We start from the raw sequence: 17,811 nt of genomic DNA, 5'->3' as shown, positions 1-17,811 counted from the left end.
CCCCTCAAGACCTTGCAGGAACGCTACGACGCGGATTGGAAGAGCAGCGTGGATCTTTACGAATATCAGGCACGAGACCTGTTTGAACAGTATGGAGTCCCGGTTCTGCCGGGCATCATCGCGGACACTCCGGAGGAGGTGCGTGCCGCGGCCGAGAAGTTGGGCGGCGTTGTTGTCGTCAAGGCCCAGGTCAAGGTCGGCGGCCGCGGCAAAGCCGGCGGCGTGAAGGTGGCGAAGACCCCCGACGACGCTGAAGCCGCCGGGCGGGCCATCCTCGGACTCGACATCAAGGGCCACACCGTCAACCGGGTCATGGTGGCCGGCGGAGCCCGCATTGCGCAGGAATTCTACTTCTCCGTGCTGCTGGACCGCACCAACCGCTCCTACCTCTCGCTCGCGAGCTACGAGGGTGGCGTGGAGATCGAGGTTCTCGCTGTCGAGAAGCCCGAAGCGCTCGCCTACACGGCCATCGACCCGATTGCCGGGATCGACCTGGACACGGCCCGTCAGATCGCGGTCGACGCGAAGTTCCCGGCCGACCTCGTCGACAAGGTCGCACCCGTCTTCGTGCAGCTCTACAACGTATTCACGGGTGAGGACGCGACCCTGGTCGAGGTCAACCCGCTTGTGCTGACCGAAGAGGGCGACGTCATCGCCCTCGACGGCAAGGTCACGATCGACGAAAACGCCGGCTTCCGCCACCCGAGACACGCCCTCCTCGAAGACGCGGCCGCTGCCGACCCACTCGAGGCGAAGGCCAAGGAGAACGACCTCAACTACGTCAAGCTCGACGGCGAAGTGGGCATCATCGGCAACGGCGCCGGACTCGTGATGAGCACCCTGGACGTCGTCGCCTACGCCGGCGAAAACCACGGCGGCGTCAAGCCTGCCAACTTCCTCGATATCGGGGGCGGAGCATCCGCCGAGGTCATGGCCGCCGGCCTCGACGTCATCCTCGGTGACCCGCAGGTCAAGGCCGTGTTCGTCAACGTCTTCGGCGGCATCACCGCCTGTGACGCGGTGGCCAAGGGCATCGTGGGCGCGCTCGCCGAACTGGGCAGTGCCGCCAACAAGCCGCTCGTTGTGCGCCTCGACGGCAACAACGTCGAGGAAGGCCGTCGCATCCTCACCGAGGCCAACCACCCGCTCGTCACACTGGCCGCCACCATGGACGAGGGTGCCGCCAAGGCCGCCGAACTCGCCCACGCCGCGAAGTAAGGGATTTTCGAACATGTCAATCTTCCTCAACAAGGACTCCAAGGTCATCGTGCAGGGCATCACCGGAGGTGAGGGCACCAAGCACACCGCCCTCATGCTGCGGGCCGGCACCCAGGTCGTCGGCGGCGTGAATGCTCGCAAGGCCGGCACCACCGTCGTGCACGGCAGCGTCGAGCTGCCCGTGTTCGGCACGGTTGCCGAGGCCATCGAAAAGACGGGCGCGGATGTCTCCATCGCGTTCGTGCCGCCGGCCTTCACCAAGGACGCCGTCATCGAGGCCATCGACGCCGGCATCCCGCTGCTCGTCATCATCACCGAGGGTGTGCCCGTGCAGGACTCGGCCGAGTTCTGGGCCTACAACAACGCCAAGGGCAACAAGACCCGCATCATCGGTCCGAACTGCCCCGGCATCATCACCCCCGGTGAGGCGCTCGTGGGCATCACGCCGGCGAACATCACCGGCAAGGGCCCGGTCGGCCTCGTCTCCAAGTCGGGCACCCTGACCTACCAGATGATGTACGAACTGCGCGACCTCGGCTTCTCCACCGCCATCGGCATCGGCGGCGATCCCATCATCGGCACAACGCACATTGACGCGCTCGAGGCGTTCGAGGCTGACCCCGAGACGCTCGCCATCGTCATGATCGGTGAGATCGGCGGTGACGCCGAGGAGAAGGCGGCCGAGTACATCAAGGCCCACGTCACCAAGCCCGTCGTCGGCTACGTAGCCGGCTTCACCGCCCCCGAGGGCAAGACCATGGGCCACGCCGGCGCCATCGTCTCCAACGGGGCCGGAACCGCCCAGGGCAAGAAGGAGGCCCTCGAGGCCGCCGGGGTCAAGGTCGGCAAGACGCCGAGCGAGACCGCCACCCTGCTGCGTGAGGTTCTCGCGGCGCTGTAACCGGCATCGTTGCACCGGCACCGAACGACGGGGTCCGCCTCACCAGGCGGGCCCCGTCTCGTCGTCGTCCGCGGCCGGCGAGCCTGCCTGCCGTGCCTCTGCCGTGCCCGGAGCCCGAACGAATTCGACGGCGATTTTGGTCACAACCGGCTCGGAAACATCCGTTTCAACCTGGATCGAGCAAAATCTCCGTCGAAATCGTCAGCCCGCGGCGGGGGCAGGGGAGCCGGGGCGGCGGAAACGGTAGGCTCCGATCGGATGAAACGCTTAACGACCGCCCTGCTCGCCGCGTTCGACGCGCTCATTGTCGTAGCCATCGGGGTCGGCATCGCGCTCGTTCCGCTCACGGTTCTGTGGGCCACGCAGTTCGACATGGCCGTCAACTGGCTCGTGTTCTGGCGTGCCGCGGTCGACGTCTGGCTCGTCGGCAACGGCGTCGACCTGGTCGTCCAACTCGACCCGACCCTCGTCGCCGCCCTGAACCTGCCCGGCTCGGACGCCGCGTTCCCGATCACGATCGCACTGCTGGGCTTCGCGCTGATGGCGGTGCTCTTCGGCTTGCGCACCGGCCGCCGGGCGGCGGAAACCCCCTACCGCTGGGTCGGGGTGACGGGCGCCATCGCCGGCTACGCGCTGCTGACCGCTCTGCTCGTGCTGTCGGCCGGCACGGATGCCGTGCGCCCCCAGACGGTACAGGGTCTGGTTCTGCCCCCGCTCATCTTCGCCGCCGGCGTTCTGATCGGCGCCGCCCAGGGTCAGCTGGGCCACCTGATCGGCAGCATCCCCGGGCTGCCCGGCCGCCTCCCGGGAGTCGTCCGGGGCGCGGGCCGCGGCGCAGCCGGCAGCAGTGCCGACAGCGCCGGCAAGACCGTCCACGGCCTCAATGGCCCCAGCACCAACACCAGCAGCTACACCAGCAGCACGGGTGCCGCAGCCGGCCTGCTCCCGGTAGCGGTGCGCGCGGGCGCCGCCGCGGCGCTGCGGAGCGGAACGGCCGCGGCCGCCGGTATCCTCTTCGTCTCCGGGATCACCGTTTTCGTGCTGATCCTAACCAGCTACGCCACCATCATCGGACTCTACGAGACCGTGCAGGCCGGCGTCCTGGGCGGCATCGCGCTCACACTCCTGCAGCTGGCGCTGATCCCGAACCTGGTCATCTGGGCCGCGGCCTGGTTTGCCGGACCGGGCATCGCGGTAGGCGTGGGCACCAGCGTGTCCCCGGTCGGCACCTCGCTCGGCGCCGTACCGGGCCTGCCGATCCTCGGCGTGCTGCCGCAGGGCAGCCTGGCGTTCGGGTTCGTCGGCCTGCTCGTGCCGCTGCTGGTCGGTTTCCTCGCCGCCGTCATCCTCAGGCAGCGGGCGACCGTGGATGTCCCTCCTTCCGTCACGGAACGGCTCCTCACGGGCCTCGGCACCGGGTTCGTCGCCGGTGTGCTGCTCGGGCTGCTGGCCTGGTGGTCGGGCGGAGCTCTCGGCCCGGGCCGTCTTGTCGAGGTCGGCCCGAACCCGCTGCTGGTCGGGGCGTTGGTCGCGCTCGAGGTCGGCATCGCGGCCTGCCTCGGTCTCCTGACTCCCGCGCCCCCGGTCGGCGCGAACGGCTCCGGACGCGGTGCGACGGGCGGATTGCCGGGAACGAAGCCGGGAACCAAGCCGGGAACCGCGTCAGGTGCCGCGCGCAGTGGGGCTACCGGGGTCGGTCGTCTCCTCGGCCGGCTGCGCGACGCGCTCCCTCGCCGGTAGGCTTCTCCCGTGCTGAACTTGGTCGTACTGATCTCCGGCGGGGGATCCAACCTTCGCTCCCTGCTCGAGGCCTGCCGCGACGCCGAATACCCGGCCCGCGTGGTGGCCATCGGCTCCGACCGGGACGCCGACGGGCTCGTGCTCGGCGAGGAATACGGCATCTCCACGTTCACGGTGCCGTACACGTCGCATCCGTCCCGGGAGGCCTGGGGCGACGAGCTCCTCGCGCAGATCCAGCAGTGGGACGCCGACCTCATCGTGCTCAGCGGCTTCATGCGCCTGCTGCCGCCCCGGGTGGTGGCGGCGCTGTCCCCGAACCTGCTCAACACGCATCCGGCCTACCTGCCCGAATTCCCCGGGGCGCACGGGGTGCGTGACGCGCTCGCCGCCGGGGTCGCCGAAAGCGGCGCCAGTCTGATCGTGGTCGACACCGGCGTCGACGACGGAGCGATCATCGCGCAGGAACGGGTGCCGGTGCTGCACGGTGACACCCAGGCATCCCTGCACGACCGCATCAAAATCGTCGAGCGTCGCCTGCTGGTGCAGGCCGTGCTCGATATCGCCAACGGACACGTCGATCTCAAGGAGCATCCCCACATATGAGCGGTCCCACTAACGCCCCGAGCCTGTACCGCCACCGCGACGTCGTGCCCGTACAGCGCGCCCTCATCTCGGTGAGCGACAAGACGGGTCTGGTCGATTTGGCCGCAGCTCTCGCGGCGACCGGCGTCGAAATCGTATCGACCGGTTCGACGGCCGCCTTCATCCGCGCCGCCGGCCACAACGTGACGGATGTCTCCGCCATCACCGGCTTCCCCGAATCCCTCGACGGCCGGGTCAAGACCCTGCACCCGGGAGTGCACGCCGGTATCCTCGCCGACCTGCGCCTCGAGGCGCACGAGGCGCAGCTCGCCGACCTCGGCATCGCCGCATTCCAGCTCGTCGTCGTGAACCTGTACCCGTTTGTCGAGACCGCCCTGTCGGGTGCGGTCCCGGCCGACGTGATCGAGCAGATCGACATCGGCGGCCCGGCCCTCGTGCGCGCTGCGGCCAAGAACCACGCCAACGTCGCCATCGTGGTGGACCCCGACAACTATGACGAGATCATCGCAGCCGTCGAGGCCGGCGGCACCCCACTGACGCTGCGCCAGAAGCTGGCCTCGCTCGCTTTCGAGCACACCGCCGGCTACGACCTGAGCGTCTCCGCCTGGTTCACGGAGAATGTCTACGACCAGTGGCAGGACGACGCCGCGGCCCTCGACGAGGAGATCCTCGAGGAGTTTGACGCCGTGATCGGCGACGCCCTCTCCGAGGAGATGCCGTTCCCCGAGAACCTCGTCATCGAGGCCACCCGCAGTGCGGTGCTCCGCTACGGCGAGAACTCGCACCAGGCCGCGGCCCTCTACCTCGGCGAGGGCGGCCAAGGCATCGCGCAGGCCGTGCAGCGCCACGGCAAGGAGATGTCGTACAACAATTACGTCGACGCGGATGCCGCCGTGCGCGCCGCCTACGACTTCGTCGCACCGGCCGTCGCCATCATCAAGCACGCCAACCCCTGCGGCATCGCCGTCGCCAACCCCAAGGCGCCCGACGCGATCGCCTCCGCGCACCACCGCGCGCACGACTGCGACCCGATCTCCGCGTTCGGCGGCGTCATCGCGGCCAACCGCACGGTCACCCTCGGCATGGCCGAGACCGTCAGTCAGATCTTCACCGAGGTGCTCGTCGCCCCGGGTTTCGAGCCGGCCGCGTTCGAGCTGCTCAGCGCCAAGAAGAACATCCGCCTACTCGAGCTTCCGGTTGACTACCACCGATCCTCGCTCGAACTGCGTCAGATCTCCGGCGGCCTGCTCGTACAGGAGTCCGACACGTTCGACAACCTCGACTCGTCGACCTGGGCCCTCGCGGCCGGCGACGAGGTCGACGCGGCCACCCGGGCGGACCTCGAGTTTGCGTGGAAGGCCTGCCGCTCCGTGAAGTCGAACGCCATCCTGCTGGCGCGCGGCGGGGCATCCGTCGGCGTCGGAATGGGCCAGGTCAACCGGGTCGACTCCTGCCACCTCGCGGTGCTGCGCGCCGGCGACCGGGCGGCCGGCTCGGTCGCGGCCTCGGACGCGTTCTTCCCGTTCGCGGACGGCCTGCAGGTGTTGCTCGACGCGGGCGTCACCGCCGTTGTGCAGCCCGGCGGCTCCGTGCGTGACGCCGAGGTCATCCAGGCGGCCGCGGATGCCGGCGTCAGCATGTACTTCACCGGGGAGCGCCACTTCTTCCACTAGGCGTTCATCGGGGCAGCCCCGGTGCGGCCACGGAATCTGGCACGATTGAAGGAACCGTGGCTTCGCCGGACCCGCCCCGGCAGGAAGGAACGCCGTGCCAGACCTCGAGGGATTCATCCAGACCGACTACCTCGTCGCCCTGGCGGTCGCGGTCGTGGCCGCGGTGGCGCTCACAGCGATCCTCGCCCTGGTCTTCCGGGTGGTGGGCCGCAAGGAAGCCTGGGCGCGCACGCTGGTCGGCCTGGTCAGGGTGTCGTTCCGGTTGACGCTGCTGGTGGGCGCGATCTGGACCGTTCACACGCTGTTCCTGCAGACCTCCGCGGAGATCGAACGACTGGTCGACTTCTTCTTCCGGGCCCTCTTCATCGCCGCGTCCACCTGGCTGGTCTGCGCGCTGCTCTACTTCTTCGAGGAGGTGGCGGCCGCCCGCTACCGCATCGACGTGCGCGACAACCGCGTCGCGAGAAGGGTGCGTACCCAGCTGCGGATGCTGCGGCGCATCGGCGTCGTCGTGATCGTCATCTGCGCGATCGGGGCCGTGCTGCTCAGCATCCCCGGCGCCGCGACCCTGGGCGCGAGCCTGTTCGCCTCAGCCGGTCTGCTCAGCGTCGTGGCCGGCCTGGCCGCACAATCCACTCTCGCGAACGTGTTCGCCGGCATCCAGCTGGCATTCAACAACGCCCTGCGGGTTGACGACGTGGTGATCGTCGAGACCGAGTGGGGCAAGATCGAGGAGATCACCCTCACCTACGTGGTCGTGCACATCTGGGACGACCGCCGCATGGTGCTGCCGTCGACCTACTTCACCACCAACCCGTTCCAGAACTGGACCCGGCACAACAGCGAGTTGCTCGGCGCGGTCGAGTTCGACCTCGACTGGCGTGTCGACCCAGCCGGCATGCGCGTGGAACTCGACCGCATCGTCGCGCAGACCGAGCTCTGGGACGGCCGCGTGGTCGTGCTCCAGGTGACGGATGCCGTGGGCGGCTTCGTGCGTGTGCGCGTGCTGGTCTCCGCCGCCGACGCTCCCACCCTGTTCGACCTCCGCTGCCTCGTGCGCGAGAACCTGATCGACTGGCTCAACACGCACAACCCCGAGGCACTGCCGGTGGGACGGATGGAACTGCGGCGGGAGCCCCCGCGTGCGGAGGTTCCCGCGCGCGCCGCGCAGCCGGCCCACCCCGTCACCGCGCCCGTCGGGCTGTTTTCCGGCGACGAGAACGCCAAGGCGCGGGCAGCCGAGTTCACCGCGACCATCCCCGTGCAGGAGGGTCCGGCCGAGAAGCGTTGACGCGCCGCCGGCCACAACGCGCAGTCAGGGAGTCGCGCGGCTATTCTGATGCAGTCGACGCGTCACGATCGCGGCGGCACAGCCAGCCCACAAGGCCGACCAGCGAGGAGAACCACCCCATGACGCTCACTCACCCCACCACCTCGCTGGACGCCCTGATCGGCCTCGCATTCACGCACGAGCGCGTGTTGATCACCACCGGCATCCGTTCGGGCCTCGTGATCACCGTGGCCGTGCACTCCACTCGGCTCGGCCAGGCCCTCGGCGGCGCCCGCCTGTGGCAGTACGAGAACTGGACGGATGCCGTCGCCGACGCGCTGCGCCTGTCCGCGGCCATGACGCTGAAGAACGCGGCCGCCGGGCTGAACCTGGGCGGCGGCAAGTCTGTGATCCACGTGCCGCTCGGCACCGAGTTGAGCGAGGCGGAGCGGCGTGACGTCATGCTCGACCTCGGCGACGCCATCGAGAGTCTGGACGGCGCGTACATGACGGCCGAGGACGTCGGCACGAACGCCGAGTCGATGGCCATCGTGAAGGAACGCACCGACCACGTCTGCGGTCTCCCGGCCGCCAGCGGCGGCGTGGGCGAACCGGCCGACGCGACCGCGGCCGGCGTCTACGCCAGCGTGCTTGCCACTCTGGACGCCCTGTTCGGCAGCCGCGAGGTGTCCGGCCGGCACATCGTCATCTCCGGCCTCGGCCAGGTCGGCGGCCGCCTTGCCGGCGAGCTCGCCGCCGCCGGGGCTCGCCTTACGGTCAGCGACGTCAACCTCGGCAAGCAGCAGTTCGCCGCCGACCTCGGCGCGACCTGGGTCCCCGTCGACGAGGTGCACCATGTGCCGGCCGACCTGTTCGTGCCCTGCGGGCTCGGCGGGGTGCTCACCGCCCGGGTGATCGGTGAACTGAACGTGCTCGGGGTCGTCGGGGCCGCCAACAATCAGCTCGCCCAGCCGGAGGGTGCCGCTCAGCTGGACGCGCGGGGCATCCTCTGGGCACCCGACTTCGTCGTGAACGCCGGCGGCGTCATCTATCTGGCCCTGGCCTCGGAGCCGAACGCCGACCGGGCCGTCGTGGCCGAGCGGGTCGCCGCGATCGGCGATGTCGTCGCGCAGATCTTCACGGATGCCCGCGAGCAAGGCATCACAACGCTCGCCGCCGCCGAGCGCCTCGCTGCCGCGCGGCTGGACTCCGCCCGCCCGCGGTAGCCGCCCGGGCAGCTCCCCGGTCGCTTTGCGCGCGTTGCGCGCGTGCTGCGCCGCTCCGCGCACGGCACGCCACGCGCGGAGCGGCGCATGACCGGCGCGCCGAATCCGGGCCACCCATCTCCGACGTCGAGAAGCTCGAGGGCTGCGTCACCTGCCTGGGCGTCCGGGTGCGCTGAATCCCCAGATTCGGCGCTTGCGCCCGAGGCCCCGGAACCGTAGTCTGAAAGGCTGCCTGATCAGGGGGGCACAGCTTAGATACCACGCGCTCAGGAGGCCGACATGACCAAGACAGCACCGTACACGATCGCAACGTCTGCGAACGACGGCGCGCGCTTTGGCGCAGCCACCTCGTTCCCGCGCGCCGCTTAGCCGGCCGCCTCCCGCGATCTCCCGCCCCGCCTCGGGTCTGACGCCGGGCCGCTGACACCCAGCGACCGGCTCCGCCCGCAGGCCGGCAGCCATGCTGCCCCCGGAAGCTACGGCTTCCACCCCCGCCGACCGACGTGCTTGTCGTCGGCTTCCCGGCGCCGCGCGCCGCCGTTCACCGGAACCAGACTCGTTCAGGACTCACTCGTGACCACGCTCACCGACCACAGCCATCCGCCCGACCCCGACCCCGCAGCGGGAACCGATCCTGTTGCCCTGCCCCGGAGGAACACCCTCCAGGTGCTGCTGCGCCTCTACCCCTTCGCCCGGCCGGCCCTGCCGCGCCTTGCTCTCGGCATGCTCGCCGCCCTACTGGCGGCGCTCGTGGCGCTCGCCATCCCGCAGGTGCTGCAGCACCTCGTCGACGGTGCCCTGACCCAGCAGGACGCCGCCCAGATCTGGCCGGCCGTCATCGTGGTACTCGCCCTCGGTGTGATCGAGGCGGTGCTGATCGCACTGCGCCGCTGGTTCGTTCTCGGCCCCGGCACCCACATCGAGGCGCGGATGCGCAACGCGCTCTACGCCCGGCTGCAGGACCTCCCGGTCACATTCCATGACAAGTGGCCGAGCGGCCAACTGCTCTCCCGCGCCGTCAGCGACCTCAACCTCATCCGCCGGTGGATCTCGTTCGGCCTCGTGCTGCTCATCGTGAACGTCGTCACCGTTGTGATCGGCGCCGCCATCCTGGTGTCGATGAACTGGATCCTCGGCCTCATCTTCCTCGTCTGCTCCATGCCGCTGTGGATCGTCGGCTACCTGTTCGAGGAGAAATACTCCGTCGTTGCGCGGCGCAGCCAGGACCAGGCCGGCGACCTCGCGACGGCCGTCGAGGAGTCGGTGCACGGCATTCGGGTGCTGAAGGCCTTCGGGCGCGGCAAGTTCGCGTTGAAGAATTTCTCCGACCAGGCCGAGAGCCTGCGCGGCACCGAGATCGAGAAGGCGCGCGCCATCGCCGGCATCTGGCTGTGGCTGCTGATGATCCCGGATGTGGCCTTCGCCCTCTGCCTCGTCGCCGGTGTCTGGCTGGCCGGCCAGGGCGAGTTCAGCGTGGGTGGGCTCGTGGCCTTCTTCGCCACGGCCACCGTGCTGCGCTGGCCGATCGAGTCGGTCGGGTTCCTGCTGTCGATGACCTTCGATGCCCGCACCGCGACCGACCGGTTCTTCGACGTGCTCGACGCGCCGAACGCGATCACGGACCCCGAGCATCCCGTCACCGTCGACCGGCCCCGCGGACGCCTCGCGTTCGAGAACGTGCACTTCCGCTACCCCGACTCGCCGAGCCGCTTCCCGGACCTGCTCGACGGCGTGGACCTGGTGCTCGAACCGGGGGAGACCATGGCGCTCGTCGGTCTGACCGGCTCCGGCAAGTCCACCCTGACGGCGCTCACCACCCGCCTCTACGACGTGACGGAGGGGGCGGTGACCCTCGACGGGGTTGACGTGCGGTCCCTCGGCCGCGAGGAACTGCGTCGCCACCTGTCGATGGCGTTCGAGGATGCGACGCTGTTCTCGGCATCCGTGCGCGACAACGTGCTGCTCGGCCGCCCGGAGTGGGCCGAGCGCTCGCCCGAAGCGGATGCCGCACTCGAGGAGGCGCTCATGGTCGCCCAGGCCGGCTTCGCCCACGACCTCCCGGAGGGCGTGGACACGCTCGTCGGAGAGGAAGGGATGAGCCTCTCCGGCGGCCAGCGGCAGCGGATCGCGCTCGCGCGGGCGGTGGCGGCGAAACCCGCCGTGCTCGTGCTCGACGACCCGTTGTCAGCGCTCGACGTGAACACCGAGTCCCTTGTCGAAGCCGCGCTGCGCGAGGTGCTCTCCGCGACCACGGCGCTGATCGTGGCGCACCGGCCGTCCACCGTGATGCTCGCCGACCGGGTGGCGCTGCTCCAGAACGGGCGTGTCACCGCGATCGGACGGCACTCCGATCTACTCCGCGAGAGCGAACACTACAAGTTCGTCATCTCGAGCCTGGAAGACGAGGAACGACGAGAGTCCGCACGAGAGGAGGCGACGCGATGAGCGTCACCGGTGTCGAGGGCGAAGACCGCAGCAACTTCACCGCGGCGGAGAGCAAGCAGATCCGGGGCCGGTCGCTGCGCCTGCTCGGGTCGCTGCTAAACCCGGTGCGCTTTTCGGTCCTCGCGGCAATGCTGATCGTGGTCGTGTCCACGGCCGCGCAGGTGGCCGGCCCGGCCCTGATCGCGTTCGGGATCGACCGCGGTCTGCCCGCGCTGATGGAGCAGGACTGGGTGCCGCTGGCCGCCACGGGGGTGGTCTACCTCGCCACGGGCGTGGTCGGGGCCATCCTGATCGCCTGGTACACGATCATGTCGGCGCGGATCAGCCAGGCCGTGCTGATCGACCTGCGCAAGAGGGTCTTCCTGCACACGCAGCGGCTGAGTCTCGAATTCCACGAGTCGTACACCTCGGGGCGCATCATCTCCCGGCAGACCAGCGACCTCGACGCCATCCGGGAACTGCTGGACTCGGGCATCAACCAGCTCGTGCAGGGGCTGCTGTACATGGTGTTCACCGCGATCGCCCTGTTCCTGCTCGACGGGACGAGCGGGCTCGTCCTGCTCGCGTCGATCGTGCCGTTGGCGCTGCTCACCCGCTGGTTCCAGGTGCGCTCGCAAACGCTCTTCCGCCGGTCGAGAACGGCGTCGGCGAGCCTGATCGTGCAGTTCGTGGAGACCATGACCGGCATCCGTGCGGTCAAAGCCTTCCGGGCGGAGAAACGCAACGAGAAGGTGTTCGGCGAACTGGTCGAGGACTACCGCACGGTGAATGAGCGGGTCATCCAGCTGTTCGGCATCTTCGATCCGGGTCTCGTGTTGATCGGGAACGTGGCCGTCGCGGTCGTTCTCCTGGTCGGCGGGTTCCGCGTCGTCGACGGCCAGCTTGCCATCGGCGCGCTGCTCGCGGCCCTGCTCTACACCCGCCGGTTCTTCGACCCGATGGAGGAGATGGCGATGTTCTACAGCTCCTACCAGTCGGCCGCCGCGGCGCTGGAGAAGATCTCCGGGGTGCTCGAGGAGCATCCCGGAGTGCCGGACCCGGTGACGCCGGTCGACCTCTGGGCGGCACAGGGTGCGGTCTCGTTCAAGAATGTGCAATTCGAATACCAGAGCGACCGGGTCATCCTGCCGCAGTTCGACCTGACGATCCCGGCCGGGCAGACCATCGCCCTGGTGGGGTCGACCGGGGCAGGCAAGTCCACCCTGGCCAAGCTGATGGCGCGTTTCTACGACCCGTCGGAGGGCCGGGTGACCCTCGACGGCGTCGACCTGCGCGACCTGCACCCCAAGGACCTGCGCCGAGCGATCGTCATGGTCACCCAGGAGGCCTACCTGTTCAGCGGTTCGGTCGCCGACAACATCTCGATCGGCAAACCGGATGCGACGCCCGCCGAGATCGTGGCCGCGGCTCGCGCTGTCGGTGCGCACGACTTCATCGAGGGTCTGCCGAACGGGTACGACACCGACGTGAACAAGCGCGGCGGGCGTGTCTCCGCCGGGCAGCGGCAGCTGATCTCGTTCGCTCGGGCGTTCCTGGCCGACCCGGCGGTGCTCATCCTCGACGAGGCCACCTCGAGTCTGGACATCCCGAGTGAACGCCTCGTGCAGCAGGCGCTGCAGACACTGCTCGGGGGACGCACCGCCGTGATCATCGCGCATCGCCTGTCGACCGTGGCGATCGCCGACCGGGTGCTCGTGATGGAGCACGGATGCATCGTCGAAGACGGCACGCCCGGCCAGCTGATCGCCGGTACCGGCCGGTTCGCGCGGCTGCACGCCGCCTGGCGCGACTCGCTCGTCTGATCGGCGACGCGACGGCGCGAGCGGTTAGGCGAACCCCCAGGCCTTCTCCTCGTCGCTCGAGTCGTCGGAGAGCGGCGTGCCCGTCAGGGGGCGGTTGGAGGCGACCGGTCCGAGCGGGTGGTAGCTGGGATCCCGCGGGATCGCGGACGATTCCTTGAGCTCGACGAAGATCGCGTGTGTCGGCGTGCGGCCGATGTTCACGCCGGCGTGCGCCTGGGCCGGCAGCCAGCGGGTCTCGCCGGCGGGCAGCTCGACGTCGATTTCGCGGCCCTCCGACGACAGGCGCCGGGCATAGGCGCTGAGCGTGATCATGACGCTATCGGGATGCTCGTGGGGATTGGTCTCATCGCCGGGAGCGTCGAGGAACTCGAGCACGCGAACGCGGTCATTCTCCAGCAGTACTCGGTAGGCGCCTGGGTCGGTGACGACGGGATCGAGTGCGGTGTGTGCGGCTGTGCTTTCGCTGTCCATGAAAAACGGTAACATCCGGCGCAGCCTCGAACCAAGCATTGCGGGCAACCCCGGGCGGCGATCGCTACGCGGGGCTCCAGCGCGCCTCCGCGTAATCGATGCGGTAGCCGTCTACCCCGGGCTTCAACGGGGTGCCCTCCGCGGTGTAATGGGGGAGCGCGCGCTCCTCGTGCCCGATCGGCGGGTATCCGCCGGCCCGGATCACACGCCACCAGGGCAGGGCGGCGCCGTGGCGCGCCATGATCTGCCCGACCAGGCGGGCTCCACGGGAGCCGAGCACGGCCGCGACGTCGCCGTAGGTCATCACGCGACCGGCCGGGATCGACTCCACGATTCCGAGAACGTGCGTGACGAAAGCAGGTTCCCGGGTGCCGGCATCCGTCATCGGCTGCGGGTCAGAGCTGCAATGCGCCGATGGTCTCGCCGTAGACGGTTTGCCCGATGTCGCTGAAGCCGAGGCGGTGGAAGAATGACTCCGGCCCCTCTTCGCCGGGTTCCCAGATCACGGTGATGTGGTCGAAGCCGCGCTTGCGGGCCTCGGCGGCGAGTGCGTCTGCGGCGAACTTGCCGACACCCTTGCCCTGGGCCTCCGCGTCCACGTTGATGCGCCAGATGCAGGCACGGAATTCTTCGTGCGGTGAGTCGGGGTCGAAGTTTCCGTGGATGAAGCCGGCAACCTCGCCGTCCAGCAGAACGACGCGCTGCCAGGCGGTAGCAGGGTTGATGACGGACGCCGCGACCGCGTAAGAGACGGGGGCGATGAACTGCTCCTGGCCCGGTTTCAGGCTCAGGCTATTCGCCGCGACGATGTTGCGCGCGGACAGTTCTTCCAGTCGTAGTTCACCCATGCGAACAGGCTAACGTGCACCGGAGCCAGTCGGGTAGTCGGGTTTTCGGACGACAGGGCGTGTGAGCCGCCCCATCCGGAAGATCCGGAAACTGTCTCGATGTCAAGATAGTTACGTCGCCCCACTAGAATCGATGTGGCTATTCTTGCCCCCCGATATTCTGAGGAGATTTCCATTGGCGAAGATCAAGGTTGAAGGCACTGTCGTCGAGCTCGACGGGGACGAGATGACCCGCATCATCTGGCACGCGATCAAGGAGACCTTGATCCACCCGTACCTCGACATCGACCTCGAGTATTACGACCTGTCGATCCAGAAGCGCGACGAGACCGACGACCAGATCACGATCGACTCGGCCCGCGCCATCCAGAAGCACGGCGTCGGCGTCAAGTGCGCGACCATCACGCCCGACGAGGCGCGCGTCGAGGAATTCGGCCTGAAGAAGATGTGGGCGTCGCCCAACGGCACCATCCGCAACATCCTCGGCGGCACCATCTTCCGCGAACCCATCATCATCTCGAACATCCCGCGCCTCGTGCCGGGCTGGAATAAGCCGATCATCATCGGCCGCCACGCGTTCGGCGACCAGTACAAGGCCACCAACTTCCGCTTCGAGGGCGAGGGCACGCTCAGCATGACCTTCACCCCGAAGGACGGCTCGGCCCCGCAAGAGTTCGAGGTATTCCAGGCCCCCGGCAGCGGCGTGGCGATGGGGATGTACAACCTCGACGACTCCATCCGCGACTTCGCCCGCGCGTCGTTGAACTACGGCCTCGAGCGCAAGTACCCGGTCTACCTGTCGACGAAGAACACGATCCTCAAGGCGTATGACGGCCGCTTCAAGGACATCTTCCAGGAGATCTTCGACGCCGAGTTCAAGGCCCGCTACGACGCGGCCGGCCTCAGCTACGAGCACCGCCTGATCGACGACATGGTCGCCTCTGCCATGAAGTGGGAGGGCGGTTACGTCTGGGCCTGCAAGAACTACGACGGTGACGTGCAGTCGGACACCGTCGCGCAGGGCTTCGGCTCGCTCGGCCTGATGACCAGCGTGCTCTCCACGCCGGACGGCAAGGTCGTCGAGGCGGAGGCCGCGCACGGCACCGTGACGCGCCACTACCGCCAGCACCAGCAGGGTAAGGCCACCTCGACCAACCCGATCGCCTCGATCTATGCCTGGACCCGCGGCCTCGCGCACCGCGCCAAGCTTGACGGCAACCCGGCGCTCGCCGAGTTCGCCAACACGCTCGAAGACGTGGTCATCAAGACCGTCGAGAGCGGCAAGATGACCAAGGACCTCGCGCTTCTCGTGGGCCCGGAGCAGCCCTTCCAGACGACCGAGGAGTTCCTCGCGGCCATCGCGGAAAACCTCCAGGCCCGCATGGCCTGACTCGCAGCGCCAGGGCGGCAGTCTTACCCCGGGGGTGGGGGGTGTGAGGCTGCCGCTCGTGTTTGGGCGTTTTCCCGGGGTTATCCCGGCCCTTGAGGGGAGGCTTTCCTTGCTGGCGGAGCCCGGCGAGTGAGGCAAGAATATGACCATGTCGTCTCTGGTCGCCGCCGCTCGTCGTTACCCGCTCGTCGCCACGACCGTGCTGCTCGGGCTCATCGGCGCGGTGCTCGCCCTGGGCGGTCAGACGGATGCCGTGCGCTGGCTGTTCAGCGGATTCGGCCTGCTGGTCGCCGGTTACGAAACGATCGGCATGGTACGCCGGCTGCTGCGCGGCACCCTCGGTATCGACGTGCTCGCGATCACGGCCATTGTCTCCACGGTGCTGGTGGGCGAATACGTGGCCACCCTGATCATCGTGCTGATGCTCACCGGAGGCGCGGCCCTCGAAGACTTCGCCGTGAACCGGGCCAAGCGCGAGCTCGACGCCCTGCTCCGGCGGGCCCCGCAGATCGCGCACCGGCTCGTTGCCGGTACCGGCACCGATACCCATACCGATACCGATACCGATACCGATACCGATACCGATACCGACACCGGAAACGGCGAGGTCGAGGACGTGCCGGCCACCGATGTGCGGCCGGGCGACCTGCTCCTCGTTCGCCCCGCCGAGATCGTGCCGGTCGACGGCGCTCTGGTCTCCGTCAGCGCAGCCTTCGACGAGTCCTCGCTCACCGGGGAGAGCCTCCCGGTCGAGCGCGAAGCCGGCGACGCCGTGCTCAGCGGGTCGATCAACGGCCAGGCTGCCGCCACCATCCGAGCCACCGCGACCGCCGCGGACAGCCAGTACCAGCAGATCATCGCGCTGGTCGAGGAGGCATCGGCCAGCAAGGCCCCCGTGGTGCGCCTGGCGGACCGCTACGCCGTGCCGTTCACTGCGGTCTCGCTCTCGATCGCCGCCCTGGCCTGGATCGTCAGCGGCGACCCGGCCCGGTTTGCCGAGGTGCTGGTGGTGGCGACCCCCTGCCCTCTCCTGATCTCCGCACCGGTCGCCTTCATGGGCGGCATGAGCCGGGCCGCCCGCAACGGCATCATCGTCAAGGGCGGTGGGGTGCTCGAAATGCTCTCCCGGGCCAAAACCGTGGTCTTCGACAAGACCGGCACGCTCACCCACGGCAGCCCCACCATCGCCCGCGTGCTTCCCGAGCCCGGCTTCGACGAGGACGAGTTGCTCGCACTCGCCGCGTCGGCGGAGCAGTACTCGTCGCACGTGCTCGCGGCATCCGTGATCGCGGCGGCCCGGACCCGCGGGCTGGAGCTGATCGGGTCGGAGACCGCGAACGAGGTTCCCGCGCACGGCGTCGTGGCCCGGCTGGGCGCCCGCGAGGTCACCGTGGGCAAGCTGTCGTTCATCCGGGAACGGGCGACGGATGCCGTGGCCGCCCCGCTCGAGGGCGGCGAACTGGCCATCTACATCGCCGTCGACGGTCGTTTCGCCGGCAGCATCGTCGCCAGTGACACGCTGCGGGAGAACGCACCGCAGACTCTGGCGGATCTGCGGGCCCTCGGCCTGCGGGATACCGTGATGCTCACCGGCGACGCCCGGCCCACCGCCGAGCACATCGCGGCGCTGGTGGGGATCGGGCAGGTGCAGGCGGACTGCCTGCCCGCCGACAAGGTCAACGCCGTGCGTGGCCTTGCCCACCGCCCGGTGATCATGGTCGGCGACGGAGTTAACGACGCGCCCGTGCTGGCCGTCGCCGACGTCGGTATCGCCATGGGAGCCCGCGGAGCCACGGCCGCGAGCGAATCGGCCGACGTCGTCATCCTGATCGACGACCTGACCCGCGCCGCCCGCGCGGTCGCGATCGGCCAGGACACCATCCGGATCGCGCTGCAGAGCATCTGGCTCGGCATCGCTCTGAGCCTCGGCCTGATGGTCCTGGCCGCGTTCGGCTTCATTCCCGCCACCGCGGGGGCGCTGTTGCAGGAATTCGTCGACCTGGCCACGATCCTGAACGCGTTGCGGGCGATCGGCGGCCGCCGGGACGCCTCGGTGCAGGCCCAGATCGCCGCTCGCGAGCCGGCTGCGGCCGGCGCACTGAGTCGCTGAGTCGCGTCGCCCTATTGTGCTGGATGCCCCCAGTTCAGGTGTCAACGCGTGCAAGTTGCACAGTCTGAGGTCGAATTCAGCTAGCTTCAAGTTCATGTCCCTCCGTTGGGGGTC

At 68.9% G+C, this 17,811-nt stretch carries 14 protein-coding genes; 11 read left to right on the top strand and 3 right to left on the bottom strand.

All coding sequences use genetic code 11. The features are described from left to right. The first annotated feature begins 48 nt into the window (after window positions 1–48). The 9 genes from sucC (at window position 49) to E3O18_RS09520 (ending at window position 12,878) form a co-directional block, all read left to right on the top strand. Window positions 49–1,218 carry an ADP-forming succinate--CoA ligase subunit beta gene (gene sucC / locus E3O18_RS09560; protein WP_134395188.1) on the top strand — a complete coding sequence of 390 codons (1,170 nt, stop codon included), beginning with the start codon at window positions 49–51 and terminating at the stop codon, window positions 1,216–1,218. Between the two features lie 13 nt (window positions 1,219–1,231). Next, complete coding sequence (sucD, locus tag E3O18_RS09555; RefSeq protein WP_134395088.1) at window positions 1,232–2,119, top strand: succinate--CoA ligase subunit alpha; 888 nt, start codon at window positions 1,232–1,234, stop codon at window positions 2,117–2,119. Between the two features lie 258 nt (window positions 2,120–2,377). Next, the gene (locus E3O18_RS09550) at window positions 2,378–3,859 is read left to right on the top strand and encodes a DUF6350 family protein (protein ID WP_134417993.1); all 1,482 of its coding nucleotides are present in this window, start codon (window positions 2,378–2,380) and stop codon (window positions 3,857–3,859) included. Window positions 3,860–3,868: 9 nt separating this feature from the next. After that, window positions 3,869–4,462: a phosphoribosylglycinamide formyltransferase gene (gene purN, locus E3O18_RS09545; protein WP_134417992.1), complete on the top strand. Its 594-nt coding sequence runs from the start codon at window positions 3,869–3,871 to the stop codon at window positions 4,460–4,462. Then, complete coding sequence (gene purH, locus E3O18_RS09540; RefSeq protein ID WP_134395085.1) at window positions 4,459–6,135, top strand: bifunctional phosphoribosylaminoimidazolecarboxamide formyltransferase/IMP cyclohydrolase; 1,677 nt, start codon at window positions 4,459–4,461, stop codon at window positions 6,133–6,135. Before purN ends, purH begins: the two co-directional genes overlap by 4 nt. 94 nt (window positions 6,136–6,229) lie before the next feature. After that, on the top strand, window positions 6,230–7,426 hold the full coding sequence (locus E3O18_RS09535) for a mechanosensitive ion channel family protein (RefSeq protein WP_241978164.1): 1,197 nt from the start codon (window positions 6,230–6,232) through the stop codon (window positions 7,424–7,426). Window positions 7,427–7,545: 119 nt separating this feature from the next. Beyond that, complete coding sequence (locus E3O18_RS09530) at window positions 7,546–8,631, top strand: Glu/Leu/Phe/Val dehydrogenase family protein (protein WP_134417990.1); 1,086 nt, start codon at window positions 7,546–7,548, stop codon at window positions 8,629–8,631. A gap of 723 nt (window positions 8,632–9,354) precedes the next feature. Beyond that, window positions 9,355–11,076, top strand: coding sequence for an ABC transporter ATP-binding protein (locus E3O18_RS09525; RefSeq protein WP_134395186.1), 1,722 nt, complete (start codon window positions 9,355–9,357; stop codon window positions 11,074–11,076). Beyond that, complete coding sequence (locus E3O18_RS09520) at window positions 11,073–12,878, top strand: ABC transporter ATP-binding protein (RefSeq protein WP_134417989.1); 1,806 nt, start codon at window positions 11,073–11,075, stop codon at window positions 12,876–12,878. The genes E3O18_RS09525 and E3O18_RS09520 overlap by 4 nt, the downstream gene beginning before the upstream one ends. Window positions 12,879–12,902: 24 nt before the next feature. Here the strand turns inward: E3O18_RS09520 and E3O18_RS09515 are convergent, their stop codons facing one another. The 3 genes from E3O18_RS09515 to E3O18_RS09505 form a co-directional block, all read right to left on the bottom strand. Continuing rightward, a complete protein-coding gene (locus E3O18_RS09515; RefSeq protein ID WP_241973361.1) occupies window positions 12,903–13,349 on the bottom strand; it encodes a cytoplasmic protein in 447 nt (148 codons plus the stop codon). A 64-nt stretch (window positions 13,350–13,413) separates the two neighbouring features. Further along, window positions 13,414–13,734 carry an MGMT family protein gene (locus E3O18_RS09510; protein ID WP_134395082.1) on the bottom strand — a complete coding sequence of 107 codons (321 nt, stop codon included), beginning with the start codon at window positions 13,732–13,734 and terminating at the stop codon, window positions 13,414–13,416. Window positions 13,735–13,744: 10 nt separating this feature from the next. Next, the gene (locus tag E3O18_RS09505; RefSeq protein WP_134395081.1) at window positions 13,745–14,197 is read right to left on the bottom strand and encodes a GNAT family N-acetyltransferase; all 453 of its coding nucleotides are present in this window, start codon (window positions 14,195–14,197) and stop codon (window positions 13,745–13,747) included. A gap of 175 nt (window positions 14,198–14,372) precedes the next feature. Here E3O18_RS09505 and E3O18_RS09500 point away from each other — a divergent pair, with 175 nt between their 5' ends. Together E3O18_RS09500 and E3O18_RS09495 are read left to right on the top strand one after the other, a co-directional pair. Next, on the top strand, window positions 14,373–15,587 hold the full coding sequence (locus E3O18_RS09500) for an NADP-dependent isocitrate dehydrogenase (protein WP_134395080.1): 1,215 nt from the start codon (window positions 14,373–14,375) through the stop codon (window positions 15,585–15,587). Between the two features lie 148 nt (window positions 15,588–15,735). Further along, the gene (locus E3O18_RS09495; RefSeq protein ID WP_134417988.1) at window positions 15,736–17,697 is read left to right on the top strand and encodes a heavy metal translocating P-type ATPase; all 1,962 of its coding nucleotides are present in this window, start codon (window positions 15,736–15,738) and stop codon (window positions 17,695–17,697) included. Window positions 17,698–17,811 lie beyond the last annotated feature (114 nt).

Origin of the sequence: Cryobacterium sp. TMT2-42-4 (assembly GCF_004402645.1) — a bacterium.
GTDB lineage: Bacteria > Actinomycetota > Actinomycetes > Actinomycetales > Microbacteriaceae > Cryobacterium > Cryobacterium sandaracinum.
Note: the sequence above shows the minus strand (reverse complement) of the source record. Positions and strands in the feature narration are given on the sequence as shown.

Coding starts and splice junctions, on each gene's coding strand:
- sucD (WP_134395088.1), top strand. CDS start 1,232: ATGTCAATCTTCCTCAACAAGGACTCCAAGGTCATCGTGCAGGGCATC.
- E3O18_RS09550 (WP_134417993.1), top strand. CDS start 2,378: ATGAAACGCTTAACGACCGCCCTGCTCGCCGCGTTCGACGCGCTCATT.
- purH (WP_134395085.1), top strand. CDS start 4,459: ATGAGCGGTCCCACTAACGCCCCGAGCCTGTACCGCCACCGCGACGTC.
- E3O18_RS09530 (WP_134417990.1), top strand. CDS start 7,546: ATGACGCTCACTCACCCCACCACCTCGCTGGACGCCCTGATCGGCCTC.
- E3O18_RS09525 (WP_134395186.1), top strand. CDS start 9,355: ATGCTCGCCGCCCTACTGGCGGCGCTCGTGGCGCTCGCCATCCCGCAG.
- E3O18_RS09520 (WP_134417989.1), top strand. CDS start 11,073: ATGAGCGTCACCGGTGTCGAGGGCGAAGACCGCAGCAACTTCACCGCG.
- E3O18_RS09515 (WP_241973361.1), bottom strand. CDS start 13,349: ATGGACAGCGAAAGCACAGCCGCACACACCGCACTCGATCCCGTCGTC.
- E3O18_RS09510 (WP_134395082.1), bottom strand. CDS start 13,734: ATGACGGATGCCGGCACCCGGGAACCTGCTTTCGTCACGCACGTTCTC.
- E3O18_RS09505 (WP_134395081.1), bottom strand. CDS start 14,197: ATGGGTGAACTACGACTGGAAGAACTGTCCGCGCGCAACATCGTCGCG.
- E3O18_RS09495 (WP_134417988.1), top strand. CDS start 15,736: ATGTCGTCTCTGGTCGCCGCCGCTCGTCGTTACCCGCTCGTCGCCACG.